Consider the following 25,898-nt stretch of genomic DNA (forward strand, 5'->3'; position numbering starts at 1 on the left):
GCGTTCCTAGAAGGCGAGGGTGAAGCCGGCGCTCGCGCCACCGGAAGAGGGAACCAGGTGCAGCCGGGCCCGGGGCGCGGCCGGGTCCGGGGGCGTCTCGATGCGCGTGCTCACCACCTCGTCCTGGTGACGCCACAGCGCCTCGAGCACGCCCAGGGCATACACTCCGTAGAAGCCCAGGGCCGTGTTCCTGTTGATCGTCGACAACAGCTCGGCCTGATCCTTGTTGCTGGTGGGGATGTAGCGCACCTGCACCTCCCGGGGGCCGCGGACGTCATCCACCGACACCTTCTCCGTCCTGTAGAGCGCCTGGTGGGCGAAGTAGGTGGCGAGGCTGGTGGCGGCGAGCAGGCCCTCGGTCGCCGCGAACAGGGCGCCCATGCTCGTGCGGCCCTGCTGGAACTGGCCCGCGCCAAAGGGGACGAAGTTCACCAGCAGGCTGCGCTTCTCCACCTGGCGCACCGTCACCTGCCGCGACATCTCCTCCATGCGGCGGCGCTGCTCCTCGGCCTCCGCGCGCTCGCGCTCCCGGCGCTCGGCCTCCGCGCGCTCGCGCTCCAGCCGGGCCCGGCGCTCCTGGCGCACCCGCTCCAGCTCCTCGCCCATCTGCTCGCGCAAGGTGTCCAGGAAGTTCACCGCCGGGGGCGGCACCGCGAAGGGATCCAGGTGGAAGTCGGGATCCAGGCGCAAGAGCGCGCGGAAGTGGCGCGTGGCCTCGTCGGTGTGGTGCAGGTGGAAGGCGCTCAGCCCCGCGAGCTTGTGCAGCTCCAGCAAGTCCTGCTCGGACAGCCGCCCCCGGTCGATGCGGCTCGTCGCGCGCTCGAGCACCTCGGCGTAGTGGCCGTACTCGTAGGTGGCGCGCAGGGCGGGCACCTCCTCGTCCACCCAATCCGCGGCGAGCGTGATCCCGGGCACCCACAGCCCGAGCACGACGAGCAGGCGCAGGCAGCGGCTCATTCGGGGACGAGCACTCCTCTCACGATGTCGGACTTGCCCGGCTCGACGTAGGCCACGCGCTTCTCGGTGCGGTAGCCCGAGCGGCTGATCTCGTACTCCACGCGGTGCTGGAAGACCGCGGGGCCACGGACCGAGGGAATGTCGAAGGGGCGGGCCTGCGTGTCCCGGGCGGTGCGCGTCACTTCTCCCACGCGCACCAGGGCATCCGCCGGCTCGAGGTCGAAGGACAGCCGCGAGGCCTTGAGCTGGGCGCGCAGCCGGAAGACGTTCTCCGCCCCCGGACGCACCTCGATGCTCTCGCGCGCGTCCTCGCAGTAGTCGCAGGAGATGGTGATGGTGTGCATGCCCGCCAGGAGCGCCACCGAGTGCTGGGCGAGCGGCTCGGCGCTGCGCGCTCCGTCATCCACGCGGATGTAGCCGTAGGGCCGCACCAGGATGGAGACGGGCACGCGGGCCTGGACCGCGGGGGCCTGGGCCATGGAGGCCTGGGCCGCGGGGCGTGGGGCGGGCTTCTTGTCGCTCGCGGGTCGCCGCTCGAGCGGGGCCGGAGGGGGCTTCGCGGTGGACACCGTCTCGGGGGGGGCGGAGGGCGTCGCCCTGGCCGCCTCGGCCGCCGAGGCCGGGGGCGAGACGGGGGGGGCGGGCGGGGGCGCCTCGGTCCGCCGCGGGGCCTCGAGCTGGTTCAAGGCGAGGTGGACCCCCACACCGAGCGCCGAGACCAACAGCAACCCTCCGCCGATCCGCGCGCCCCGCGTGCGCCAGCGCTTGCGGCGGCGCTGCCGCTCCAGGCCCTCGAGCAGGGTGAGCGCGCGCGCGTTGGTGCCATCGAGCGCGAGCACCTGGTTGAGGCAGGCCAGCGCCCGGGGCGTGCGGCCCTCGGCGAGCAGACGCTCGCCGCGCTCGAGCCGCGAGGCGATGATGCGCGGGCGCATCAGCTTCTGGTACGAGGCCGGGTCGGCGAAGAAGGACACCAGCTCCTCGCCCACGCGCGCGAAGCCGAGCCCGGCGAGGTAGTCGGCCAGCGCGTCGCGCAGCGCGCCCGCGTGGGCGTAGCGCCGCGAGGGCTGCCGGGCCAGGCACGTGGCGCAGATGTCCGCCAGCTCGTCCGAGAGCGTGGGCACGCGCTGGCGGGGATCCTCGTAGGCGCCGTCGAGGATACGCTTGAGCGTGGCGGTGGCGTTGGCGGCGGTGAAGGGCAGCCGGCCGGTGATGAGCCCGTAGAGGATGGTGCCCAGCGAGAAGATGTCCGCGGCGGGCCCGGCCTCGTGGCCCTCGATGATCTCCGGCGCCATGTGCGCGGGCGAGCCCACCAGCGCGCCGGTGAGCGTCATCCGCTCCTCGGCGTCGAGCAGCCGGGCGATGCCGAAGTCCATCAGCTTGAGCACCCCGTCCTCGCGCACCATGACGTTCTCGGGCTTGAGGTCGCGGTGGATGACGCCGGCCTCGTGCGCGTGGGCGAGCGCGGCGGCGATCTCATGGACGATCATCGCGGCCAGCTCGGGGGGCTCGAGCGGGCCCTGGCCGTCCACGTACTCCTTGAGGGTGCGGCCACGCACGTACTCGGTGACGAGGAAGGCCTCGCGCGCTCCCTCGGCCGAGAAGTCGAACACCTCGAGGATGTTGGGGTGGTGCAGCCTCGCCACCGCCCGGGCCTCGCGCGCCAGGCGCTGGCGCGACTCGCTCTTGTGCGCCAGGTGGGGGTGCAGCACCTTGACCGCCACCTCCCGGTCCAACGCGGTGTCGAGCCCCTTGTAGACGACGCTCATGCCCCCCGAGCCCAGCTCCTCGAGGATGCGGTAGCGCCCGATGTGACTGCCGATGAGCGTCATGGAGGCGGAACGAGGTGGGAGACGGGCGCGCGTGTCAGGCAGAAGGCGGCGGGTATGACAGCGAAGTCGGGGTGCGGAGTCTAGAAGCCGAGCCCGCCGGGGCGCAACGCATCAGTCGCGCTTGAGACGGCGGCGCGCGGCGAGTCTGTCCAGCAGGGCGTGCAGGAGCGGCTCGGCCTGGCGGGGAAGCGAGCGGTCCGTTGGCGAGTGAACGGGCAGGGTGCGCGCGAGCCGGTAGATCTCCTCGAGCCGTTCGCGGATGAGCTCGCTGTCGGGGCGCTCCTGGAGGGCGCGGCGGTAGGCGGCGGCGGCGCCGACGTAGTCGCCCAGGCTGAAGAGGCGCTCGCCCTCGGCGACGGGTGAGGAGGGACCCTGGGGAATGGACTGGGGCAGGTTGCTGGCCTGGAGGGCACGCGAGGCCTGCAATTCCTGGGGATCCACGCTCTCGCGCAGGTGGGCGAGCTTGGTGGCGAGGGCGGGATCGTCGGGGAAGGCCTGGCCGAGTGTCTCGTAGAGGTGCAGGGCCTCGTCCAGTTCTCCGCGGCGCAGGGCGCGTTCGGCTTGGGCGACCATCTCGGCGCGGGCTTCGGGGGTCATCTGCGCCTCAGGTTACCGTGCGGGGCGCGGAAGTCATCTCCAAGTCTCGGGTGCTCACACACCCCGTGGCGAGGCCTTCACCTGTGGCACGGTCGTCAGGGGTCACCGGGTTCCGGGGCCGGGGCGTTTGGTGCTTGCCGCCTGACCTTGGACGTTGGCGGCATGAACCGACCCGACGAGTCACGAGGGCCTGGATTGGAGACAATTTTTTCATTTATTACAGGCTTTTCTGGTTTTGTTGGGAGTAACCTTTAGTATGGGAACAATCCACGGGGGGTACTGGATGACTTCCACACTGCGGGTACTGCCTGTTCCAAAGTCCGCTGAGAGGCCATGGAAGTGGGTGGCCCTGTTTCTGGGGTCCATCGTGCTGGCGACTGGTTGCGCGACGGTGACCACGGCCTCTGGCGACGGTGTGTTGCTGGACCACGGTCCTCTTGTTGCTCTGTCCGGGTCCGAGTTGAAGGTGGCACTGGCGAGCCCGACTGAAATTGTCATGCGCGCGGTGCCCGGAGGCGCCGTGCGGGCGGACGCCTTCGACTATCTGCTGCTGCTCGCGGGACTGGACAACGTCAGTGAGGAACTCCCGCGAGACGCGATCCTCACGCCCCAGAAGGCGGCTTTGGTGTTGGCTGGGCTGCTGCGCAAGCCCGTGACGCCTGGCTCGTTCCCGCCGCGCATGGCGGTCTGCCACCTGCTGCGCGAGGTGGTGGCGGGAGGGTCCGTTTCCCGTGAGGAGCTGTCTCGTCGCGTGGAGCGATTCAAGCGCGTGGCCGTGTTGCGGCCGGACGGCTATCTGGCCTGGGCACTCAACGGACGCACGCAGCAGAAGGTGGGTCCGGTGGCGTGGAAGGACGAGGCGTTTCGCGCCGGTCCCTTCGAACTGGGACGTTTCTACTCCAGCCATGGAGGAGTCTTCCGGTCGGCGGACGCGCAATTGCGCCCCATCATGAAAGAGCCCCCACTGGCCGAGGAGTACGACGACGCCGACTACATCAGCCGCACACTGGATGGAGCGGAGGAGTCCTTCGTCGAGCTGTACCACGCCATGGGCCAGTTGCTCACGCACCCGCTGGACAGCCTCGCGGCGCTGCAACGCCTTCCGGCGGGAGTGGCGGCCCTCATCGCGTCCTCTCCGGACTACTTCGAGCGCTTCCGGTACATGACTCGGGGCGAGCAGGTGAAGGCGCTCTCGAAGTTGATGACCCAGCTCTTCGTCACCTTTGGCGCGGTCAAGGGCACGACCAGCACGTTGACGAGAACCTTCTCGGGAACGGAGGCCACCGTGCCCGTCCTGTCCCTCTCGGCCGAGGGGGCGCTGATGGTGGAGCGCGTCGCGGTACCGGTGGGGAAGGTGGCCACGGTGCTGAGCGGTGGGCCATGGGCGGCGATCATCGTCCAGCAGGCACATGGGGCTGCTACCGGAGCCTCGGAGGCATCGCGGGGACAGATGCGGCCCGCCGCGGAGGAGCTTCTTCAGCAGGCCACCCGGCTCCCCCCCGAGCGCCTCGGCGGGTACCGAATCTTTGGAAACAAGGGGTTGGTGGGTCAGACCTTCCAGCGGAATATCTTGTTGATCGAGGCCGACAAGGGAGCAGCTTTGAGCAGATTGATAGCGGCCCTCGAGGCTGAAGCGCGCGCCGCGGGCGCCTCTCGGCTGAGCATTACGGGGCATGCCGTGATCAACAAGGGATTCTTGAAGCCGGAAATCGCGCAGCGGTTCGGGTTTGAACTCCGGCTCATCAACAAAGACACCATTGAGTTGGTCAAGGAGTTGCGGCCATGACAAGTCTCAGCGCGGAGGCGAGGCGTCAGAGGCTTCTTCGGAAATTCCACCACTCAGGTGACGCGGGGAAGTGGACACGCCCCTTCGATGGTTTTCCGGCGGATGTACGCGCGAACCTGCTCCACGTGGCCGCCGTCCAGGACGGGGAATTGCCGGTGCTTTCATATTTCCGAGATCCACGGCATTGGGTGTTACTCACGACGGAGCGGGTCGTGGCCTCGCGGCCTGAAGGTCTCCTGAGTCTTCGCTGGAGCGACATCGAAGGCGCGACGGTGGATGCCACTCACGCGAACGAAGCCCTGGCCTCCCTTCCGGAAGGAAAGCTGGCCCTCAATCGCCTGAAGGTTCTGCTCCAGGGAGGAAGGGCCGTGGAGTTGGAGCTGGAAGCCGGGGCGTCGTTCCTTGGTTTCTGGAACGCCTTGAAGATGGTGGCCTCCCTTCGTCACGCATGAGCCCCTTCACGGGGAGCGCGGCCCGGCAACTCGCTCCAGGGTGAGGCGCGCGAGCCGGAGGATCTCCTCCTCGGAGAGTTGCCGGGTGGGGATGAGGTTGCGATCCGCCTTGAGCTGGCGTGTGGCCCCCTCGGCCTGGAGGTGGAACTGTCCCTGCTCCTGCGCGGCGAGCTTCTGGGTCCCATCCGCGCCCCGGCCGTTGGAGAACAGCGGCTTGAGCTTCTTGAGCGCCGTGTCCTCCTTCACGCGGCCCACCAGCCAGGTGCCCACGTTCTCGCGGCACTTGTAGTCCAGGTCCCCCGGGCTCTGGGTCGCCAGCATCACCCCCACGCCCGCCGAGCGCGCGCGCTTGAGCAGGCTCTCCATGGGTTGCTTCGTCGCGGGTTGGCCCAGCGCGGGCAGGTACAGGTCCGCCTCGTCGAAGAGCAGCACCGCCTGCAGCGTGGAGGAGGGGTGTTGGCTCGCCCAACGCAGGGTCTCCAGCAGGAGCTGGGACACCCAGAAGAGCACGCTCGGGGTGCCGCCCAGGAACTTGGTGCTGATGACGCTCAGCCGCGCCCGTCCCGTTCCCCCCGCGCCACTCCGGCCGAGCAGCGCCTCCAGATCGAGCCGTTCCCCGCTCGCGGACAACAGCACGCGCGAGTTGAGGCGCAGCATGGTGAGATCCTGGGTGAGCTTCGTGAAGGACTTGGGATCCAGGCCCTCCGCCTCGCGCACGAGCTCCGGATCCGCCGAGTGGATGAACTGCTGCAGCATTTCCAGTGTCACGTCCCGGCCGCCCAGGGGCCGGCGCACGAGCAACTGGAGCGCCTGGCCGAGCAGGGCGCGCGCGGACTTGTCCCGCGAACCGCTCTTGTACTCGAGCATGCCGGCGATGGCGTCCGCCGCCTGCTGCACGGCCTGCTCGCGCTCCTCTGCGGGCAGGGCATCCAAGCCCCGGGGCACCACGGGAATGGCCAGCGGACGTCCATCCGAGCGGCCCGGGGTGTAGAGCGCCACGTCCAGGCGCTCGCGCAACTGGCGGCGGCGCTCCTCGAGGGCCGGGTCCGCCAGGGGCTCGCTCCAGGCCTCCTCGCGTGCGTACCCGGCCAGGTCTCCCTTGCGGTCCACGAGGATGACGGGGATGTCGCGCGCGAGCAGCTGCTCCGCGATGTTGAGCGCCACCGTCGTCTTGCCGCTGCCGGTGCTCCCCAGGAAGGCGCTGTGCCGGGTGAGTACCTCCGGATCCAGGGTGATGATGCTCTCGAAGAGCCCCTCCTGGGTGCCCAGACGCAACGGACCCGTGGGCGTCCGGGGCCGCGGCGCACTCGTCTTCGGAGGAGCGTCCGGGGACTTCGGTGCGGGGGCCGTGGCGTCCTGGCTCGGACGTGGCCCGGAGGCGGGCCCTCCCGATCCAGACGGCGGCTGGCCCTGGCGGGAGCTGCCGTTGGGGTCGATTCCCAGGATGTCTCCCAGCAGCTTCAGCCGGGTGAGGGGCCGTTGCGCCTGGCGCCAGGCATTCAAGGCGCTCGCGTCGTGGGGCTTCTGGAGGAAGGCGCGCAGCGCCAGCAGGTCGCGCAGATCTCCATCTCCGAGCACCACCCGGCGTCCCCCCTTCTTCTGCAGCCGCAGGAACTGCTCGGCCACGACGGTGCCCGTGCTCGAGGGAAATTCGGTGGTCCGCACCAGCACGGGCACCTGTCCCTTGGCGGATTGGATCGCCTCGGCCATCTGCCGGCCCAGGTGCCCGCCCCGGGAGGACTTGTTGCAGAGCGCGACGAGGAGCCGCTGGCCCTCGGGTCCCGAGGTGAGCTCCAGGGAGGCGCCGTCCCGCGTCCGCACGGTGACGCGCGCCGCGCTGTCCAGCTCGTCGTTGGCCGTCTTCAGGCTCCAGGCGAGCAGGATGGAAAGATCCTCGTCCTCCGTGGGCACTTGCGCCTGGAAGGTCGCGCGGAAGTCGATCCACGCCTGTTCCAGCTCCGCGACTGGCGTGGGCTGTGGCGGGTGCCCCTCCGTCTTCCCTCCGCCCTGCGCCGGGCCCTCCAGGGGGAAGCGCTCGGGCAAGCGGCCCTCCTGGATGGCGTGGTCGCGGTAGCGGCGGAGCAGATCCAACACATCGCGGGGACGCCAGCCGCTCAGCGACTCGAAGCCCGCCGGAGGGAAGGGCCAGGTGGGATCGCCCGGATCGAACGCGGCCCCCCGCCGCTCGTAGAGGACCTTCAAGCGCAGCGCCGCGATGTCCCGCGCCGTCTGGGCCGTCACCAGGTGATCGAGCTGCACGGGCTCGGGATCATGCTCGATGCGATCGAGCATGGGGCGCATGAGCCCCTCGCGCGCGCTGACCCAGAAGTCGGACAGGCAGCAGACCACGATGATCGCCGTAGGCACGTTGCCCGCGAGGTGGACGAGGAAGTTCATCGCCCGGCGGAAGGGGGGCTCCATGCCCGGCCGCAAGGCGAAGTCGGCGATGTCCTCCACCTGGTCCACGCACAGCACGAACGCCTGGCCCAGCACTCCCAGCAGGTGGCCCACCTGCTCCAGCATCCACTGCGGTCCCTCCTCGTCGGCATGGGAGACGAGGTTGCCGAGCACCCGGGCATCCGCCGGGGACAGCTCCCGGCAGCGCATCCACTGGAGCACCGCGTGGTGCAGGCGCACGTCCCGGTGCTGGAGGAAGAGCAGGGCGCGCAGCAGATCCACGGACACCGCGCGGAAGCGGGGATCCTCCCGATGCAACTCGTAGGCGACCGTGGACACCATCTCGTGCAGCTCCTCGTCCTCGAGGATGCGCTCGGCGGCGATGAGGGGGGCGAAGACGCTCTTGCAGGTGCCCATCAGCGCGTCCGACAGCTTCATCAGCCCCGAGGTCTCGTCCACGCGCTCGTCATAGGGGCGGTCGAGCGAGTCCATCACGCAGCGCAACACGTGGCGCCCGTAGTGGGGCGTGTCGACCGTCATCGGCAGGTAGCCGACATAGCCCTGGGTACGTCCGTGCACGAGGTTGCGGAACGCGCGCACCAGGTGCGTCTTGCCGCTGCCGGACTCGCCGCGCAACAAGAGGATCTTCCCCGTGTCGGGTGGGGGCGAGGCCACGGCGCGATTCAACAGCCGTTGGAAGGCACGCCGCGCGGTGGCGTTGACGGACTCCACGTCGAAGGGATCCTGCTTCCACAGGTGCTGGCCCTGCTGGACGCCGCTGAACACCTCTTCGCCGTCGGTGAGGAAGGCCTTGAGTCGGGGATCGGAGGTCATGGACGTTCCTGGGCAGGGGAGTCGACGACGACGAAGTGGAAGCGGGCACCCGGGGTGCGCACCTCGGATTCGGCCACCACGGTGGGATCCATGGCCGACACGAGATCCGCCCGGCTCAGCGACAGCCGCCGGGCGCGGTTGGCCTCCAGGAGCGCGGCGTTGAAGGACTCGCGGTCACGCCACGCCGGTTGGAGGGCCCGCCACACATGGGCGATGAACACCTTGTCGGGCCCGAAGCGGTGGCCCGCCGGAAGCGACCGGGCCGTCGCGAGCACCTGCTCCGCGAAGCCCGAGGTGGCGCTCGGACGCGGAGCCGGGGCCGGGGTCTCGGGTGGGGGAGGAGGAGGCTCGGTGGCGGACGGGGGTTGTTCCCCGGAGAGCAGCCAGGCGCGCGCGTTGGCGAGCCGCACGGCGTCCGCGTCCACGCGGGTGGCCCCGGCGGCCCGCGCGGCGAGCTGCTCCAGCGCGTGGTCCGGGTCGGTCACCTCCAGCTCCAACAGGGAGCCCAGCAGGTGGGTCTGGACGGCGCTCAGCGTGAAGGGCCGGTGGGTGTCCACGCCGAGCTGGCGCCACAGGAGCCGGTCGCGCACCTGGAGGAGCGTGGGGTGGGGCTTGCCCCCGCCGCCGAGCTGGCGCTGGAGCAGGGCCGCGCGAAACCCATCGGCGTCCGCGAGCCACGCGAGCGTCGTGGGCGAGGAGGGCAGCCCCAGTCCGAGCGCCTGCAGGTAGGTGGCCTTGAACTTCTTCCACGTCAAGCCCCGGGGCCGGGCTTCCGTGCCGAGCAGGCGCAGCCCCCGGGCGAGGCCCCCGTCGGACAGGGTCAACCCCCCCCGAGGGCCCACGCTCACGAGCGACTCCTGGCGCAGGTGCTCGACGAGGGCCAGGCAACGCTGCTTCCACTGCGCGCGGCCGAGGTGGTGCTCCACGAGGGGACCGAGCGCCTCTTCCAGCTTCGAGCGGGAACCCTTGCGCTTGGGTTGGGTCATGAGCCAACAGAGGGCGAGCTCCGTCAACCGGGTATCGAGCGTGTCCATGGAGCGCCCACACTCCCGCGAGCCTTCCGTGCCCTCAATCCCTCCGAAGGGGTATGGACAGGGGGAGCGCGCTTCCCCATGCGGTTGAGCGGGCAATACGCGGCCGTTCCGCTAGTGTGGGCGGCGCATGTTGACCTTCCTTCTGCTCGCCACGCTGGCCCAGGCCCCGGCGCTTCCCGGGAAAGAGCCCCCGGAACCGGAAGACGTACCGGACGAAGCACCCCCGGCCGTGGTGCCTCCCCTGCCGGTGGCCACGCTGCCCCCGGCCACTCACGAACTCTTCGAGCGCATCAAGCGCCGCGTGGCCCAGGTGCGCATCATCGAGCGGCGCAGCGGCACCAAGTCGTCCATCGGCTCGGCGTTCTTCGTGGACGCCCAGGGCCACGCCGTCACCAACTACCACGTCATCTCCAGCATCGTGCACCAGCCGGAGGACTACACCGTCGAGCTGGTGCGCGAGGGGCAGGACGCGCAGGCGGTGCCGGTGCGGGTGGTGGACGTGGACGTGGTGCACGACCTGGCCGTCATCCAGCAGGACGCGCCGGTGAAGGACTGGTTCGAGCTGGCGGCGACGGAGCCGCCCCAGGGCGCGCGGCTGTACGCCATGGGCAATCCGCACGACCTGGGCACCACCATCGTCGAGGGCACCTACAACGGCCTGGTGCAGGACGCGCTCTACGACAAGGTGCACTTCAGTGGCGCCATCAACCCGGGCATGAGCGGCGGCCCCACGGTGACGAGCGAGGGCCGGGTGGTGGGGGTCAACGTGGCCACCCTGGGCAACCAGCTCGGCTTCCTGGTGCCGGTGGTGCATGCCCGCGCGCTGGTGGAGCGGGCCCGGGGGCAGCAGGGAGGAGAGCCGGCGGCGCTGCTCGCCGTGGTGGGCGCGCAGTTGCTGGACAACCAGCAGCGCATCACCGAGCGCCTGCTGGCCGAGCCCCTGATGTCTCAAGGACTCGGGGATTACCGGGTGCCGGGCCGCTGGCGGCCCTTCCTCAAGTGCTGGGGCGACACGCCGCTCGAGCCGGAGAATCCGTACACCGTCACCCGCTACCAGTGCTCCTCCGAGGAGGACATCTTCCTGAGCGGAGAGCACCGCACGGGGGTGGTGGCCTATGATCATGCCTTCGTGTCGAGCGACGAGCTGGGGCCGCTGCGCTTCGCGGCGCTCTACTCGGCCACCTTCGGCGACGACGCGGGGGGCGTGGACGCCACGAAGGCGGACGTGACGAACTTCCGCTGCAAGACGGAGTTCGTGCAGGTGGGGGGCATGGCGGTGCGCACGGCGCTGTGCCTGCGCGCCTACAAGAAGTTCCCCGGCCTGTACGATCTGGCGCTCCGGGCGGCGACGAACAACGCGAGCACCTCGGGGGTGCAGACGAGCCTGGATCTGGCGGGGTTCTCCGCGGACAACGCCCGCGCGCTGGCGCGCCGCTACCTGGAGGCACTCGCGTGGACGAAGTGATCTTCCTGGAGGTGTTGGAGGGGGATGACGTGGTGGCCTCGCGGCACCGGCTGGAGCGCTTTCCGGCGACGGTGGGACGGGGCTACACCAACGACGTCATCCTGGACGATCCGAAGGTGTCGGCCTCGCACCTGCGCATCGAGCGCACGGAGGAGGGGGTGCTGGTGCTGCGGGACGTGGGCAGCCACAACGGCACGTTCCGGGTGGCCCCCTGGGCACGGCTGGCGGAGCTGGTGCTCACGGATGATGCGCGCGTGGCGGTGGGGGACACGATCCTGCGCTTCCGCGGCCGCAACCACCCCGTGGAGGACACGCGCATCTCGGCGGCGACGGTGGCGCCCCGCCATCGCCTCTTCGAGCGGCCCTTCGCCTTCCCGGCGACGCTGGCGGCGACGGTGGTGGTCGCCCTGCTCGACGAGTACCTGACGAACTTCCAGAAGACGAACTGGGGCGCGCTCGCGCTGGCGGTGGTGCTGCCGGTGTCCGCCGCCTTCGTCTGGTCGGGGCTGTGGTCGTTGGCGAGCAAGGTGACGCGGCGGCACTTCCACTTCGGGGCCCATGGCACCATTGGAAGCCTGGGGCTGCTCGGGGTGATCGTCGTTCCCATGCTGCTGAACCTGGTGGCGTACAGCCTGGCGCTGGGCGCGTGGACGCGGTGGCTGTTCCTGGCGGGCACCCTGGGGTGGGTGGGCTTCGTGCTCTTCCACCACCTGCGCTACGTGACGCGAGCGGAGCCCCGGAGGCTCGGCTTCATGCTCGGGGGAGTGCTCGTGTGCCTCGGGGCGCTGACGCAAGCGGACTCGCTCCTGGACGAGGAGGAGTTCTCGTCCTCCCTGCCGGTGGAGCGCACGGTATTGCCGCCCGCGCTCCGGGTGGTGCCCGCCCGGAGCATGGACTCCTTCTTCGAGGACACGCGCGAGTTGCAGACGGAGGTGGACGAACTCGCGAAGGAGAAGCCCTGAGCGGTCAGAAGCCGCGCACGGCGTGGGGCTACCTTCTTCACCGCCTCCACGACGTCCCAGGGCTCATTCCTCGTGGAGGCCTCATAGTCGCGCAAGGGAGAAGGGGTAGATTGCGCGATGATGGACGTTGCGGTGGTGCACCGCGAGGTAGGGCTCGTTGCCAATCTGGATGACGCTCTGCGCGGGCGGATCGGCTTGCTGGCCGAACCACGCGTCTGCCTCCGCTCGCGTATTGAACGTGGCGACCGCTGGCGGGAGACCCGCCTCCAGCATTTCCTGGAGATGGTAGGCGAGGGCGGGGTGCGGGCCGAGCGAGCGACGGTCGGGGTCGCGCAGATACACGACCATGTAATACGCGTCCCCGATGAGCACGTAGGTCAGATGAGGCGGCTTGGGATGCGCATGCAGCCATGCGTCCGCTTCCTCGCGGGTCTTGAAGACGGCGACGACGGGAGGAGGCTCATGAGCGGAGAGGCTCTTGCGGTAGTCCTCGAAGTCATAGGAGTGACCCGTGGATGAAATGAATCGGATGGCGTCGATGGCAACGAGGAGCAGCTCCTTTTCTTTCGGCGAAGGGTTGTCCTCGCGAAGCCGTCCGAGCAGTCCCTCCACTTCAAGAGAAAGCTCTTCAATCGTCATGGTGCCACCGCCATTGGGGCTTCCGTTGAAATGTCTGCGGAGGCCATCAGTGTCGCGGGGATGAGGATGAGGACTCCCGCACCGGCAGAGGCCACGACAAAGGCCACACCCGCGATGACGAAAACACTCCCGACCAGAATGGATTGGTGATGGCGCTTCAACCAATCGGTTGCCGCTTCTCCGGACGAGAACTCTCGCGGTTTGAGATCCTGCAAGTCCATGCAGTCACGATACGGTCGCATGCATCGCTTGTTGCAGTACTCTTCCTTTCCACCTTTCCCTCGCCCCTGCGTGGTGTGCCCAAATCCGCGGGGAAGAGGGCGGCTCATGCACTCGCGCATGCACTCCAAGAGTTCCGCGTAACAGTCCCGCCCGGAAGCGAGCACGATTCTCGGAGCATCGCTCAATGCTGGGTGGACGTCCTCGACGGAGCGCCAGTCATGGTGGACCTGGCCAGGGCGTGCTTCCTTCAAGATGAGCACGAGGCGAGCGAATTCCTCTGTCTTCGCGACCGCTGAGTCGTGAGAAGGGAGCGCATGCTGGCTGGTGCCGCAGGAAATCAGCAGCGCTGCCATCACCACGGCCATGTGGCTTCCGAGGCTCATCTCATGCCTCGTATCCCAGGCCCGAGTACCTGGAAACTCCGGAATCAACACCCCGGGTGTTACCCAACGCTTCACTTCGGGGTCAGCGCGTCCACCAAGCCCTGGGCCACCGCCGCCGCGAAGGCCTCCAGCGTGCGCTCCTCGCGCCAGCGCGCCTCCTCCTCGAAGTCCCAGGCATGGTGGGTCTCGATGATGACCGAGGGCATGCTCGGCTTGCGCAGCACGAAGATGCGCCGCCCTGGCACATGCCGGCTCACGAAGGTCCCCGGTTGCTCGGGATCCGTGGCGTACAGGCCCACGTAGTCCTCGCCTCCGTAGGGCAGGAAGCCCGCCTCTCCCATGCGCCTCGCCAGCGCCCGTGCCAGCGCCAGCCTCCGTGACACCAGCGGCGTGCCGCTGTCATCCGCGTAGAGCACGCTGTAGCCAGGGGCCGCGTCGTTGCGCGCGCACCAGCGCTCCGGCGCCGCCAGCCACTCGCTCGCCTCGCCCCGCGCGTCCGAGTGCAGGCTCAGGAAGAGGGCCGCCCGCCACTGCTCCGCCTCCTGGAGGCGCTGCGGATAGGCGGGCTGTTGGCCCGGCTCGCGGCGGCTCAGCTTCACCTGGAAATGGCCCGTCGCCTCCAGCCGCCGCGCCAGCTCGCGCGCCACCCGCAGCGTATAGGTCTCCTCCGCCTCGCAGGTGACGGACGAATTGCCCTCGTTGCCGGGCGCGCCATGTCCCGCGTCCAGGTAGATGCGCGGGCGCCCGAAGCCCCGGGGGAACTCCACCTTGGCCACCGTGAGCGGCGCGCTCGCCGAGGGCCACGGGGCGGTGGGGGGAACTCCCGGGAGGGCCGGGGTGGGGGAGGACGGGGCGGGAGGGGACTCCGCGCCGTGGGCGGACAGGCTCGTGGCGATCAGCAGGAGCCCCAGGAAGGGTTTCAGCATGGCACCTCGGACACTCGGGGGCGCGCGGACGTTCCCCGCAACGACGACGGGCGGGCCCCCGGTGAGGGGAACCCGCCCGCCATCACTTCACCGCCCGGCTCGCGCCAGGCGTGCCTTCTCAGGCGCGGACTTCAGGAGTCGCCTCGGGCTGCGGAGGCAGGCTCTTGTCGGCGCCCTCCTTGAAGGGAGACTTCTCCAGGGCCGCCTCGAGCACCTCGTCCATCCGCGTGGCGAAGATGAACTCGATCTCGTTGCGGGCCTGCTCCGGCACGTCCTGCAGGTCCTTGCGGCAGCGCTCCGGGAGGATGACGCGCTTGATGCCCGCGCGGTGCGCCGCGAGCACCTTCTCCTTGATGCCGCCCACCGGCAGCACCAGGCCACGCAGCGTGGCCTCGCCCGTCATCGCCGTGTCGCCGCGCACCCGGATGCCCGTGAGCAGGCTGGTGAGCGCGGTGAGGATGGTGACGCCCGCGGAAGGACCATCCTTGGGGATGGAGCCCGCCGGGAAGTGCAGGTGCAGGTCCGTCTTCTCGAGGAAGTTCGGGTTGATGCCGAGCGACTCCGCCTTGCTGCGCAGGTAGCTCAGCGCCGCCGTGGCGCTCTCCTTCATCACGTCGCCGAGCTGGCCGGTGAGCGTCATGCCGCCCTTGCCCGCCATCTTCGTCGCCTCGATGAAGAGCAGATCTCCACCGGCCGCCGTCCAGGCCAGACCCGTGGACACGCCCGGCACCTCGGTGCGCTCGGCCACTTCCGAGTAGAACATCTCTGGCCCCAGGATCTCCTTCACCCGGTTGCCATCCACGTTCTGCTTCTCCGTCTTGCCGCCCGCGACCTCCACGGCCACCGCGCGGCAGATGTCGGCGATGCGGCGCTCGAGGTTACGCACACCGGCCTCACGGGTGTACGCCGTGGTGAGGATCAGCAGCGCCTCGTCGGTGATGGTGATGTGGTCCGGCGTCAGACCGTGCTCCTTGAGCTGCTTGGGCACCAGGTGGATGCGCGCGATGCTCTGCTTCTCCTCGAAGGTGTAGCCCGTCAGCTCGATGATCTCCATGCGGTCGCGGAGCGGCCCGGGGATGGGATCGAGCTGGTTCGCCGTGGCGATGAACATCACCTTGGACAGGTCGAACGCCACGTCCAGGTAGTGGTCGCTGAACGTGCTGTTCTGCTCGGGGTCGAGCACCTCGAGCAGCGCCGCGCTCGGGTCGCCGCGGAAGTCCGCGCCGAGCTTGTCGATTTCGTCCAGCATCATCACCGGGTTCTTCATCCCGGCCTTCTTCATGCTCTGGATGAAGCGGCCCGGCAGCGCGCCGACGTAGGTGCGCCGGTGGCCACGGATCTCCGCCTCGTCACGCACGCCGCCGAGCGACAGGCGCACGAACTTGCGGCCCACCGCCTTGGCGATGCTCTGGCCGAGCGACGTCTTGCCGACGCCCGGGGGACCCACGAGGCACAGGATGGGGCCGCGCATGTCGTTCTTCAGCTTGCGCACGGCCAGGTACTCGAGGATGCGCTTCTTGACCTTCTTGATGCCGAAGTGGTCCTTGTCCAGCGTCTGGCGCGCGTTCTCGATGTCGAGGTTGTCCTCGCTCATCTTCGCCCAGGGCAGGTCGGCGATCCAATCCAGGTAGGTGCGCGCGACGGTGTACTCGCTGGAGGCCGCCGGAATCGTCTTCAGGCGGTTGAGTTCCTTGTTGGCCACCTTCTCCACGTCCGGAGGCAGGCCCGCCTTCTTCAGGCGCTCCTGGAGCTCGTCGAGCTCCTCCTCCTCCTCGCCCATCTCGCCGAGCTCTTCCTTGATCGCCTTGAGCTGCTGGCGCAGGTAGTACTCGCGCTGGGTCTTCGACATCTCGCCCTTCACGGCGGAGTCGATCTTGTTGCTGAGCTTGAGGATCTCGCGCTTGCGGTTGAGCAGCTCGAGCACGAGGTTCATGCGCGCCTTGAGGTCCACCGTCTCCAGGACGGCCTGCTTCTCCTCGATGGGCACATCCACGTTGGCGGCGATGAGGTCGGCCAGGTGGCCCGGGTGGGTGATGGACTCCACCAGCTCGGTGGCGGCCGCGGGCAGCTCGGGCATCAGCTCGATGACCTCGCGCGCCAGCTTCTTCAGGTTGATGCCGAGCGCCTCGACCTCGACGTTCTCCGAGGCGGTGCGATCCTCGACGGCGTCCACGCGCGCCTTGAGGTAGGGGGCCTCCTGCACGAGGTCCAGCACGCGGAAGCGCGCCAGGCCCTGCACGACGAGCGAGTAGTTGTCCTCGCCCATCTTGAGCAGCTTCACGATGCGGGCCACGGTGCCCATGGTGTAGAGGTCGGACGCGCCAGGATCTTCCTCCTCGGCGCGGCGCTGGGTGACGACGCCGATGACCTGGTCATCGCGAACGGCGTCCTTGATGAGGGCGATCGTCTTCTGACGGCCCACGGCCAGGGGCAGCACGCCCCCGGGGAAGAACACGGAGTTGCGCAGGGGGAGGATGGGGAGGACCTGCGGGATGTCCTCCTTGTTGATCATCCCCGGAGGCGCCATGGCGGCCGGCATGGCCGCGGCGGAGGAGGGGCCCTTCTTCTTTTCGTCGGACATTGTCTTCGCTGCCTCGATGGGCGGCCCGGCCGGATCGTCGTCTCTCCCGGGCTCGTCAAGTGGTTCTAGTGGCGAATTTCTCTTCGGGGGTTGTTCCAACGTAGCAATCAAAACGGACATGGCAAACGCGACCTGTACTTTTCCCCCTCGTCGTCGGCTGCCGGACGGTTACCCGTCCCTCGATTCGAAAGGGGCGATACGGCGTGGCACACGCTACTCTGCGCCGCATTTCCCCTGGAGACTCCATGCGTCATTCCATCCCCCTGAGCGCACTGCTGGCCCTCACCCTGTGGAGCGGGGGCTGCTCCACTCCGGTGGACGCGCCCGGCTCCACCCTGCCTGGCACCTGCCAGGCCAACGCCCCGATCCTGTCGGCGCAGAAGACGGATCTGCTCTTCGTCATCGACAACTCCGCCTCGATGGCCGAGGAGCAGGCGGCGATCGCCACCGAGCTGCCCGCCTTCCTGGAAGAGCTCCGGCGGGACAACGGGTTGGAACAGGACTTCCGCGTGGGGGTCATCACCACGTCGGTCTACCTGAACGCGGACATCAATGGCCACGTCCAGTTTTCCCTCTATAACGATCAGGCCGGACGGCTGCAGCCGGTGCCGGATGCGCAGGGCCGGCCCACCGCCGAGCGCTACCTCGAGGGGACGGATCCGGAGCTGCTCGAGAAGTTCCGCCGCCTGGTCAAGCAGGGCACCCAGGGCAGCGGCCAGGAGACGCCCTTCGAGGCCGTCCGCCTGGCGCTCACCCCTCCGCTGTCCACGGCCGTCGTGGGGGCGGGCGGCAACGGGGGCTTCCTGCGCGATGGCGCCCGGCTGGTCGTGGTGGTGGTCTCGGACGAGGAAGATTGCAGCTCCACGCAGCGGCCCGCTCCGGTGGCGCTGACGACGGACACCTCGCGGGACCTGTGCAGCGAGCAGGCCGACCAGCTCACGCCCGTCCGGGAGTACTACCAGCTCTTCCGGGGGCTGGTGGATGGCACGGGAGCGACGCGCGAGGTCCTGTGGGCGACGATCGGCCCCGTGGGGCTGACGGACAAGCGGGCCGAGCTGGTGACGGACACGACCTCCCAGGGCACGTTCGTGCGCAACGCCGACTGCCCGACTTCCTACGGGCCCGGCTACCGCCAGCGGGAGATGGCGTCCCTGTTCGACTCGGGACTGCGCAACCTGGACTCCGTCTGCCGGGCGAACTTCCGTGACACGTTGGTGTCCATCGCCTCCGTGGCCCGCACGTCTCAGAGCATCGAGGTGATGAATCTGCCCGATCCCCGGCTCGCCCAGGTGCGCGTGACGCGCGAGGACGGCTCGATCCAGACGTGCAGTGTGGTCGGGGGAGACGTGTCGTATGTGCCGTCCGCGCAAGGCCGCGCCGCGCGCCTGTACTTCCAGTCCTCGTGCCCGCGCCAGCTGACGGATCAGAAGATCGAGGTCAAACTGCTGTGCGCCAACTGAGGGGCGTCCGCTGAAGGGTGTCCCCCGAGCGCTTCCCATGAGCAGGCGCCGTGCGTGGGGGTGTGTGATCCTCCCGCGTACCCACTCGATCGTCCGCCCCCCAGGCGACATTTGCTGGCGCATGTCAGAACGCCCGGCATACTGAACCTCGTTTCAGGTCCAGTGCGGGGCAGGTGACGTGATGAGTGCGACGGCCGGGAATCTGGCGGTGACGGTGGAGGCGTTGAGGGAGCAGATCCGCCGGTTGCAGGCGGCGCCGAGGAAGTACCTCGCGGCGCTGCGCACGGGGGTGGAGCCCTTCGACGCGCTGTTGCCCGGCGGCGGGCTGCCGCTGGGGCAGGTGGTGGAGTTGTGGGGCGAGCGGGCCTCGGGGCGCACGAGTCTGGCGCTGCGGGCGGTGGCCTCGGCGCATCGGGAAGGCCGGCTGTGCGCGTACGTGGATGGACCGGGAGAGCTCTACCCGCCCGCGGCGGTGGCGGCGGGGGTGGATCCGTCCCGGCTGCTCATCGTGCGGCCCCGGACGGTGGAACACCTCGCGTGGTCGGCGGTGCAGCTGGTGCGCAGCGGCGCGTTCGCGTGCGTGGTGCTGGATTTGACGCGGGCCCCTCCGGGGACGGCGCGGGGCGAGGATGGGGTGCGGCTGTCCCCGGCGGAGGGCAAGCGGCTGATGGACGCGGCGGGACGGGGCGGAAGCCTGCTGTTGCTGCTGACGGCGTCGGAGGCCCCCGCGGACGGGATGTTGCGGCTGCGCACCGAGTCGCGCGGGGACCGGGGCCTGTCGGTGGAGGTGGTGCGCAGCCGGCAGGGAGGGCTGGGCACGAGCACGCTCCTGCCCTGGCGGGCGCTCTACCCGGAGCTGACCGAGGGCGAGTGCCCCTGGGGAGCCCAGCTGCCGCCGGCCGAGGCGGTGACGGTGCCGGAACTCGTGCGCGAGCCGAGCCCCGAGCGCGAGGGGCACCGGGGCATCCTGGGACAACGTCCGGGTCGGGACGTGCCCATGCCGTCGCTGCGTCCGATGCTGGCCTCGGAGCCGGGGCTGCACTGAGTCGAGGGGAGGGAAACGGTCATGCGCCTGGCATATCTGCACTTTCCGCGCTTCGCGGTGCAGCGCAAGGTCATCGAGCTGCCGGAGCTCACGGGCAAGCCCTTCGTGCTGGTGGAAGAGGTGCGGGGCCAGCAGCGGGTGGTGTGCGCGTCCACGAGCGCGCTGAAGGCGGGCGTGCGTCCGGGCACGACGCTCACGGCGTCGACGGCGCTGGAGCCCTCGCTGCGGCACTTCGCCTGGAAGCCCGAGGAGGAGCGGCGGGCGCTGGTGGCGCTGGGCGAGATGTTGATGGGACTGGCCCCGGGCTTCCAGCTCTCGGCGCCGGATGGGATGTGGCTCGACGCGGGGGCGGCGAACCTGGTGAATGGCGAGGAGGGGCTGTGCGCGAAGGTGCTGGCCCAATGCGCGGAGCTGGGTTGGCGGGGGCGGGTGGTGGTGGCCTCGGAGAAGTTCACCGCGCGGGCCCTCGCCCGGCATGGGGAGAAGCGCTTCGCCGTGGTGCCGGATGGGGAGGAGGCCCAGGCGCTGGCACCGCTGCCCCTGAGTGCCCTGGAGGGCCCGGAGCAGACGGCGTTCGCGGCGCTCGGGTTGAGCACGCTCGGAGAGGTGGGCGCGCTGCCCGTGGGCGCGGTGACGGCGCGGGGTGGGGCGGCCGGGATGCGGGCGCACGCGCGCTGCCGGGGTGGGGATGAGACGCCGTTCATCCCGGAGGTGTTGGAGGAGGTGTTGGAGGAGCGGCTGACGCTGGAGTGGCCCGCCGAGTCCCTGGAGCCCCTGCAGTTCGCCCTCAAGACGGTGTTGGATCGCCTCTGCGGGCGGTTGGGGGGCCGGCGCCGCGCGGCGGTGCGGCTGAGCCTCACGTTGAAGTTGGATCCCTCCGGACAGGCGGTGGTGCCGCTCACCCTGGCGCGGCCCACGGCGCAGTCGAAGATGTTGTTGGACCTGACGCGGCACCGCCTGGGCGACGTGCGGCTGGAGGGCCCCGTGGCGGGGCTGCTCCTGCGGGTGGAGGAGGACTGCGAGGACCGGGGCCAGCAGCTGTCGCTCGGGGATGCGCCGGAGGGAGACGCGGCGCTGGAGGTGGTTCTCTCCCGACTGGCGACGGCGCTGGGCGAGGAGTCGCTCTTCATGGCGGCCCTGGAGGACTCGCACCGTCCCGAGGCGGGGTACTCGCCGCGCGCCTTCCGGCCGCCCACGGTGAGTCGGGGCCTGGAGGGGGAGCTGCTCCAGGCGGTGGAGGCCCCCGAGGCCGTGCCGGAGGTGCTGCGCGAGCGGCCCTCGCGGATGCTCAGCAGCCCAACGCCCATCGACGTGGAGATGACGCCCGAGGGGGAGTTGCTGGCGGCGCGGGTGGGGGGCAAGAGGCGCCGGGTGGTGGCGTTGATGGGCCCGGAGCGGCTGAGCGGGGACTGGTGGGATGAGCGCCCGTACAGCCGCGACTACTACCGGGTGCACTTCGAGGGGCTGGGTCAGGCGTGGGTGTTCCGCGACGCGCGTGACAGCCGCTTCTATCTCCAGGGCCTGTTCGATTAGCGCGGTGGTTCCTCCGAGCCCCGCGTCAGCCGCAACTTCCCGCGCAGCCCGGGCGAGGTGAGCACCTCTCCCTCCGCGGTCACCACCACGGCGGAGGCGCCGTGCTTCTGCGCGAGCGCCAGTCCCGCCTCGCCCCCGAGGATGAAGACGGACTTGGTCAGCACCTCCGCGTCCACCGCGCTCGGCGCGAGGATCGTCGCCGAGCGCGAGGCCATGGCCGGGTAGCACGTCCGGGGATTGATGATGTGGTGGTAGCGCTTGCCGTCCAGGAGGAAGAAGTTCTCGTAGTCCCCGCTCGTCGAGAACGCCGCGTCGGAGACCTCCAGCACCGCGAAGACGCGGCCCGGCTCGCCCCGGGGCTCCCGGATGCCCACCTTCCACGGCCGGCCCGCCTTCTTCCCCGCCGCGTAGAAGTCCCCGCCCGCCTGCACGAAGAAGTCCCGGAAGCCCAGCGCCCGGAGCTTCTCCACCGCCTGGTCCACCCCCCAGCCCTTCGCCAGTCCTCCCAGCCCGAGCTGCATCCCCGCGCGCGCGAGCCGCACCCCACACCCCGCGCCGCCTCCGTCCGCCTCCGGGGCGAACTCCAGGCCCCGGTAGGAGATGAGCGCGCAGCGGTTCTTCAGCTCGGCCGGATCGGGCAGGGTGGGCGTCAGCTCCGTACCGAAGCGCCACAGTCCCCGCAGCGCGGCCCATGTTGGATCGAACAGCCCGCCGGTCTGCTCCGCTCCCCGCACCGCGCGCCGCAGCGCCGCGCACAGGTCCTCGGGCACCGGCACGAAGCTCCCGTCTCCCGCCCGCCGGTTCACCTCCGAGAGCGCGCTGTCCGGCCGCCACTCGTTCATCACCTCGTTGACCCGGGTGAAGGCCGCGAAGGCCCCGTCGAAGCCCTCCCGCGCCTTTCGGGACGTGCCTCCCACCAGCGTCACCGTCACGTGCGTCCCCATCATCGGGCGCGTCTCGGTGCGCACGCGCGGCTCGGGCGTGGCGGCCAACATCACCAGCAGGGCAGGGAGCACCATGGCCCCGTTCTGTCCCACGCGCGTCCTCCTCGTACCAGCCCCCTGGTTGGCTTGACCGTTTGTGTGGGCGCGTAGTACGCCCCTGGGCCTTTTGTTGAGACTGAGTTTCAACATCATCCCCTCCCCGGTGGAGGCACCTGACGCGGCGCGGGGGACGATGCCGCCGCGCTCCTTCCTGGTGCTGCTGCTGGGGCTGGTGGGGGCGGGCGTGGCGGCCCGAGTGCTCGCGCTGCCCCCACTCCTGCCGGATCTGGACGCGGTGAACTTCGCCCGCGCGCTCCGGGGCTTCGATCTGTCCACCCAGGCGCCGCACTTCCCGGGCTACCCCGTGTATGTCGCCCTGGCCCGCCTGGCCTCGGCCGCCGGAGCCTCCGAGGTGGGCGCCCTCGCCGTGCCCGGCATCGTGCTCGGCGCCGTCTGCCTGGGAGTACTGGGGCTCGTGGCGCGGCCGTTCCTCGGAGCGATCGGGGCCCTGACTGCGACGGCCCTCCTGGCCCTGCTGCCGCTTCCCGTCCTCTTCGGCGCCACGCCCGGTTCGGACGGCACGGGGTTCGCCCTCCTGGTGCTCGCGGCCTGCGCCGTCCTGGGCTCGGATCGCTCCCGCCGCCACGCGGTGCTCGCGGGCGCGGTGGTGGGACTGGCCCTCGGCGCCCGGCCCTCGTTCCTCCCGGCCCTGTTGGGACTCGCGCTCCTGATGCCCCGGCGCCACGGGCTGGCGGCGGCGGGCGGCGTGTTGCTCGGGGTGGGCGCGTGGCTCGTGCCGATGGCGGTTCTCACCGGGCCGGAGCGGCTCGTGCGCATCGGCTCGGGCTTCCTGCTCGGCCACGCGGGTGAGTGGGGTGGCACCGTGGCGGTGCGTCCGGACCTCGACTGGCGGATGGAGCGCTTCGGGTTCGATCTCGTGGCCGCGGGCTTCGGGTTGCCGTGGCCCGGCAGCTCCGCGGGTCCGGCGCTCCTCTTCGCCGCGCGCCTGCTCCTGGCCCTCGGCTTCACCGGGGCGTTGGGGGCGCTCGTCCTCGCCGGGGTGCGCTCCTCCCTGTCCGCTCCCGAGGGGCGGATCCTCCGGCTCGCCCTCGCGATGGGCCTGCCCTATGGGGCGTGGATGTTCCTCGGTCAGAACCTGCTCAAGGCCCGGCATGCCCTTCCGCTCGTCTTCGCGGGGGCCCTGCTCGTGGCGGTGGGCGTGGCGGTGCTCGCCCGTCGCTGGCCGTCACGCACGGGACCGATTGCCGGCGCGCTGGCCGTGGCGTGCGCGGCCGTCATGCTGCCCGTGGCGCTCGCGCAGGGACGCGAGTCCTCGCCCGCGGCGCGGCTGGTGGCGCACGTGGCGTCCACGCTGCCGCCCTCGGGCATGCTGCTCTTCACCGGCGAGGAGGCGCGGCTCTTCGAGCACTACGTGCCCCACTACCGCGCGGGCCGTCCGGCCACGGGCGAGCAACTGCGCCGCGAGGTGACGCGCGTGGCCGCCGCGGGCGCCGACGTCTACGTCACCTCCACCGCTCCCGGCGTCGAGGCGCTCGCGCCGCACCTGGTGCCCGTGGCCCGCTTCTCCTGTGATCCGCGCGTGCGCTCGCACGCCCACGACATCGTCCTCTACCACTACCGGCTCGCGGCCCTGGCCGCTCCGCACGAGGTTCTCTGATGCGCCTTCGTGTCCTGTTGTGCCTCGCGCTCGGTCTCGCCGCCTGCGAGGAGACACTTCCCGCCGGGTTCCGGCCCGTGCAGGACTCGGCCGAGGGCGCGGCCCGCGTCTCCGTGGCTTTCAACCGCATCACCTCCGGCCGCTACCGCGCCGTCGCGCCCACGTGCATCGGCCAGCGCTATGTCTTGCGCTCGTCGCTGGACACGGCCATTCCCCCGGGCGAGCCGCTTGCGCTGGAGGGGGGCCTCGCGATGAAGCCCGGGCAGGTCGTCGAGTTCCGCAACTACCAGCCCGACATCCCCACCAACGTCACCTCGCTGTCGGCGCCCGCGCCGCTCTTCAGCCCCAACCTGGTGCGGCCCTACAACACCCGCACCGAGGGCAAGGAGACGTTCTCCTTCTGGCGCTACGCCTTCCCAGAGCCCGGGGCCTACGAGTACTTCGACACCAACATGGGCACGCCGGGCCGACAGGTGGTGGACTCGTACTACGGCACGGTCACCTATGTGGGCGAGTCCAATGCGCCCCGGGCGGTGGTGTGCGTGGATCCTCCCGCGTGTGTCGCGTCCGCCGAGTGCCTCGCGGGCAGCGCGCCCGAGGGCACCGTGTGCTGCACCTGCCCGGGCGTGTGCTGCGAGACCGATCTTCACTGCTCCCTGGACAAGACGTGCCTGCGCGGCCGATGCGTGGACAAGGACACCGGCGAATGAGTCCCTCTCTTCCGCGCCCTTCTCCGAGCCCTTCCATGACGCCGCGCCGACCGCTGCTCCTCGTGCTGTCGCTGTTGCTCGCGCCCCTGGCCGCCCGGGCCCAGGACGAGGGTCCGCCTCAGCCAGCCCGGGACACACCGCGCGCGCCCGAGCTCCAGCCACCCGCGCCCCCGGAGGGCCCGCGCCTGGAGCTGGAGGGGCTGGAGGATCCCGCGAATCCCTCGGGCACCGCGCCTCCCGCCGAGGCGACGCCCGGGACGAACGAACAGGACACCTTCCGCCAGCGCCTCCAGCCCACGAGCACGCTGTCGCAGCGCGCGGCGGCCATCCTCGATCGGACGACGCTGGGCGGCTACGCGGAGCACGACTTCATCGTGCCGGGGCAGGGCAAAAGCACGTTCCGCAACCACCGCTACGTGCTCTTCGTCTACAGCCACATCTCCGAGCGCATCTCCACGGCGACGGAGATCGAATTCGAGTTCGCGGGCAGTCCGCTCAAGCGTGACGGTGTGCTGACCACGGGCGAGGTGTTGCTCGAGTTCTCCGTGGTGGACCTGAAGCTGACGGACTGGATGACCTTCCGGGCGGGCGTCATCCTCGTGCCGGTGGGGGCGTACAACCTGCGGCACGACGCGCCGGCGCAGGAGTTGCCCGAGCGGCCCATCGCGTACACCACGGTGGTGCCCACCACCTGGTTCGAGTCCGGAGCGGGCTTCCTGGGAGGCTTCGATCTGGGGCGGGACTGGCGGCTGTCCTACGAGGCGTATGCCATCAACGGCCTGGACGCGAGGATCCTCGATGACCAGGGCTTCCGGGCGGCGCGAGGCAGCCACCTGGAGGACAACAACCACGACAAGGCGCTCACCGCGCGCGTGTCCCTGTCTCCCTTCCTGGGCCTGGAGGGAGCGGTGTCCGGCTACACGGGGGCGTACGATCTCGAGGGCCGCCGGGTGAACATGCTCAACGCGGATGTCTTCTGGCGGATTGGCGCGTGGGATCTCACGGGCGAGGTGGTGCGGGCCTTCATCGATCCGGGCTTCGTGCAGGGCTTCCCCGACGGCTCCACGGCCAACACGCGCGATCGCGTCCCCACGGGCATGTTCGGCTTCTACGCCCAGGCCAACTACCGCTTCCGCATCGAGCCCTTCTTCCGGCTGCTGCCGGACGAGTGGCATGACGGCCACTTCACCGCCTCGCTGCGCTACGAGGAGAAGGACACGGACACGGAGTTCATCACGGTGGGAGACTCGGCGCGGCTGACGCTGGGCCTCAACTTCCGGCCCCTGCCACCCTATGTCCTCAAGACGAGCGTCTGGTGGGAGAAGGGCGGCGGGGATGGCCTCCAGCCCCATCTGTGGACGCGGGACTTCTGGAGCCAGGGGCATTGGACGGCGCTCGCCAGTGTGGCCTACCTCTTCTGACCGG

General features: G+C 70.2%; 20 protein-coding genes. 10 read left to right on the forward strand and 10 right to left on the reverse strand.

The window, feature by feature from the left end; all coding sequences use genetic code 11:
• Positions 1 to 6: 6 nt before the first annotated feature.
• The 3 genes from D187_RS40165 to D187_RS40175 form a co-directional block, all read right to left on the reverse strand.
• Positions 7 to 957: a hypothetical protein gene (locus D187_RS40165; protein ID WP_002626065.1), complete on the reverse strand. Its 951-nt coding sequence runs from the start codon at positions 955 to 957 to the stop codon at positions 7 to 9.
• Positions 954 to 2,786: a serine/threonine-protein kinase gene (locus D187_RS40170; RefSeq protein WP_002626066.1), complete on the reverse strand. Its 1,833-nt coding sequence runs from the start codon at positions 2,784 to 2,786 to the stop codon at positions 954 to 956. Before D187_RS40170 ends, D187_RS40165 begins: the two co-directional genes overlap by 4 nt.
• Before the next feature lie 111 nt (positions 2,787 to 2,897).
• Positions 2,898 to 3,383 (reverse strand): tetratricopeptide repeat protein, encoded by a 486-nt coding sequence (locus D187_RS40175; RefSeq protein WP_002626067.1) that lies wholly within the window; start codon positions 3,381 to 3,383, stop codon positions 2,898 to 2,900.
• Between the two features lie 496 nt (positions 3,384 to 3,879).
• Here D187_RS40175 and D187_RS51120 point away from each other — a divergent pair, with 496 nt between their 5' ends.
• A complete protein-coding gene (locus D187_RS51120) occupies positions 3,880 to 5,169 on the forward strand; it encodes a hypothetical protein (protein WP_002626069.1) in 1,290 nt (429 codons plus the stop codon).
• A 125-nt stretch (positions 5,170 to 5,294) separates the two neighbouring features.
• Positions 5,295 to 5,621: a hypothetical protein gene (locus D187_RS40185; protein ID WP_155893938.1), complete on the forward strand. Its 327-nt coding sequence runs from the start codon at positions 5,295 to 5,297 to the stop codon at positions 5,619 to 5,621.
• 6 nt (positions 5,622 to 5,627) lie between these two features.
• Here the strand turns inward: D187_RS40185 and D187_RS40190 are convergent, their stop codons facing one another.
• Positions 5,628 to 8,852 (reverse strand): helicase HerA-like domain-containing protein, encoded by a 3,225-nt coding sequence (locus D187_RS40190; protein ID WP_002626071.1) that lies wholly within the window; start codon positions 8,850 to 8,852, stop codon positions 5,628 to 5,630.
• Positions 8,849 to 9,886: a hypothetical protein gene (locus D187_RS40195; protein ID WP_002626072.1), complete on the reverse strand. Its 1,038-nt coding sequence runs from the start codon at positions 9,884 to 9,886 to the stop codon at positions 8,849 to 8,851. The genes D187_RS40190 and D187_RS40195 overlap by 4 nt, the downstream gene beginning before the upstream one ends.
• 127 nt (positions 9,887 to 10,013) lie before the next feature.
• Here D187_RS40195 and D187_RS40200 point away from each other — a divergent pair, with 127 nt between their 5' ends.
• The gene (locus tag D187_RS40200; RefSeq protein ID WP_002626073.1) at positions 10,014 to 11,351 is read left to right on the forward strand and encodes a S1 family peptidase; all 1,338 of its coding nucleotides are present in this window, start codon (positions 10,014 to 10,016) and stop codon (positions 11,349 to 11,351) included.
• On the forward strand, positions 11,339 to 12,313 hold the full coding sequence (locus tag D187_RS40205; RefSeq protein ID WP_002626074.1) for an FHA domain-containing protein: 975 nt from the start codon (positions 11,339 to 11,341) through the stop codon (positions 12,311 to 12,313). The genes D187_RS40200 and D187_RS40205 overlap by 13 nt, the downstream gene beginning before the upstream one ends.
• Before the next feature lie 81 nt (positions 12,314 to 12,394).
• Here the strand turns inward: D187_RS40205 and D187_RS40210 are convergent, their stop codons facing one another.
• The 4 genes from D187_RS40210 to lon form a co-directional block, all read right to left on the reverse strand.
• A complete protein-coding gene (locus tag D187_RS40210; protein WP_002626075.1) occupies positions 12,395 to 12,952 on the reverse strand; it encodes a hypothetical protein in 558 nt (185 codons plus the stop codon).
• The gene (locus D187_RS58480; RefSeq protein WP_245591949.1) at positions 12,949 to 13,539 is read right to left on the reverse strand and encodes a hypothetical protein; all 591 of its coding nucleotides are present in this window, start codon (positions 13,537 to 13,539) and stop codon (positions 12,949 to 12,951) included. The genes D187_RS40210 and D187_RS58480 overlap by 4 nt, the downstream gene beginning before the upstream one ends.
• Positions 13,540 to 13,628: 89 nt before the next feature.
• A complete protein-coding gene (locus D187_RS40220; protein ID WP_002626076.1) occupies positions 13,629 to 14,483 on the reverse strand; it encodes an N-acetylmuramoyl-L-alanine amidase family protein in 855 nt (284 codons plus the stop codon).
• A 118-nt stretch (positions 14,484 to 14,601) separates the two neighbouring features.
• Positions 14,602 to 17,064, reverse strand: a complete 2,463-nt coding sequence (lon, locus tag D187_RS40225; RefSeq protein WP_002626077.1) for an endopeptidase La — start codon at positions 17,062 to 17,064, stop codon at positions 14,602 to 14,604.
• A 245-nt stretch (positions 17,065 to 17,309) separates the two neighbouring features.
• Here lon and D187_RS40230 point away from each other — a divergent pair, with 245 nt between their 5' ends.
• From D187_RS40230 to D187_RS40240, 3 genes are all read left to right on the forward strand, one after another.
• Entirely contained in the window at positions 17,310 to 18,524 is a 1,215-nt protein-coding gene (locus tag D187_RS40230; protein WP_002626078.1) for a vWA domain-containing protein, read from the forward strand.
• A 181-nt stretch (positions 18,525 to 18,705) separates the two neighbouring features.
• Positions 18,706 to 19,569, forward strand: coding sequence for an ImuA family protein (locus tag D187_RS40235; protein ID WP_002626079.1), 864 nt, complete (start codon positions 18,706 to 18,708; stop codon positions 19,567 to 19,569).
• A 21-nt stretch (positions 19,570 to 19,590) separates the two neighbouring features.
• Positions 19,591 to 21,102 carry a Y-family DNA polymerase gene (locus D187_RS40240; RefSeq protein ID WP_002626080.1) on the forward strand — a complete coding sequence of 504 codons (1,512 nt, stop codon included), beginning with the start codon at positions 19,591 to 19,593 and terminating at the stop codon, positions 21,100 to 21,102.
• Here the strand turns inward: D187_RS40240 and D187_RS40245 are convergent.
• The gene (locus tag D187_RS40245) at positions 21,099 to 22,139 is read right to left on the reverse strand and encodes an FAD:protein FMN transferase (RefSeq protein WP_002626082.1); all 1,041 of its coding nucleotides are present in this window, start codon (positions 22,137 to 22,139) and stop codon (positions 21,099 to 21,101) included. The two genes, D187_RS40240 and D187_RS40245, sit on opposite strands and share 4 nt — an antisense overlap.
• 76 nt (positions 22,140 to 22,215) lie before the next feature.
• Here D187_RS40245 and D187_RS40250 point away from each other — a divergent pair, with 76 nt between their 5' ends.
• Genes D187_RS40250 through D187_RS40260 form a run of 3 tightly spaced genes read left to right on the forward strand, consistent with a single transcriptional unit; the run spans position 22,216 to position 25,894 of the window.
• The gene (locus D187_RS40250; protein WP_155893939.1) at positions 22,216 to 23,763 is read left to right on the forward strand and encodes a hypothetical protein; all 1,548 of its coding nucleotides are present in this window, start codon (positions 22,216 to 22,218) and stop codon (positions 23,761 to 23,763) included.
• Positions 23,763 to 24,473 (forward strand): cupredoxin domain-containing protein, encoded by a 711-nt coding sequence (locus D187_RS40255; RefSeq protein ID WP_002626086.1) that lies wholly within the window; start codon positions 23,763 to 23,765, stop codon positions 24,471 to 24,473. The genes D187_RS40250 and D187_RS40255 overlap by 1 nt, the downstream gene beginning before the upstream one ends.
• Positions 24,474 to 24,508: 35 nt before the next feature.
• Positions 24,509 to 25,894, forward strand: coding sequence for a putative porin (locus D187_RS40260; protein ID WP_002626087.1), 1,386 nt, complete (start codon positions 24,509 to 24,511; stop codon positions 25,892 to 25,894).
• Positions 25,895 to 25,898 lie beyond the last annotated feature (4 nt).

The sequence above is a fragment of the Cystobacter fuscus DSM 2262 genome (assembly GCF_000335475.2).
GTDB classification, from domain to species: Bacteria; Myxococcota; Myxococcia; order Myxococcales; family Myxococcaceae; genus Cystobacter; species Cystobacter fuscus.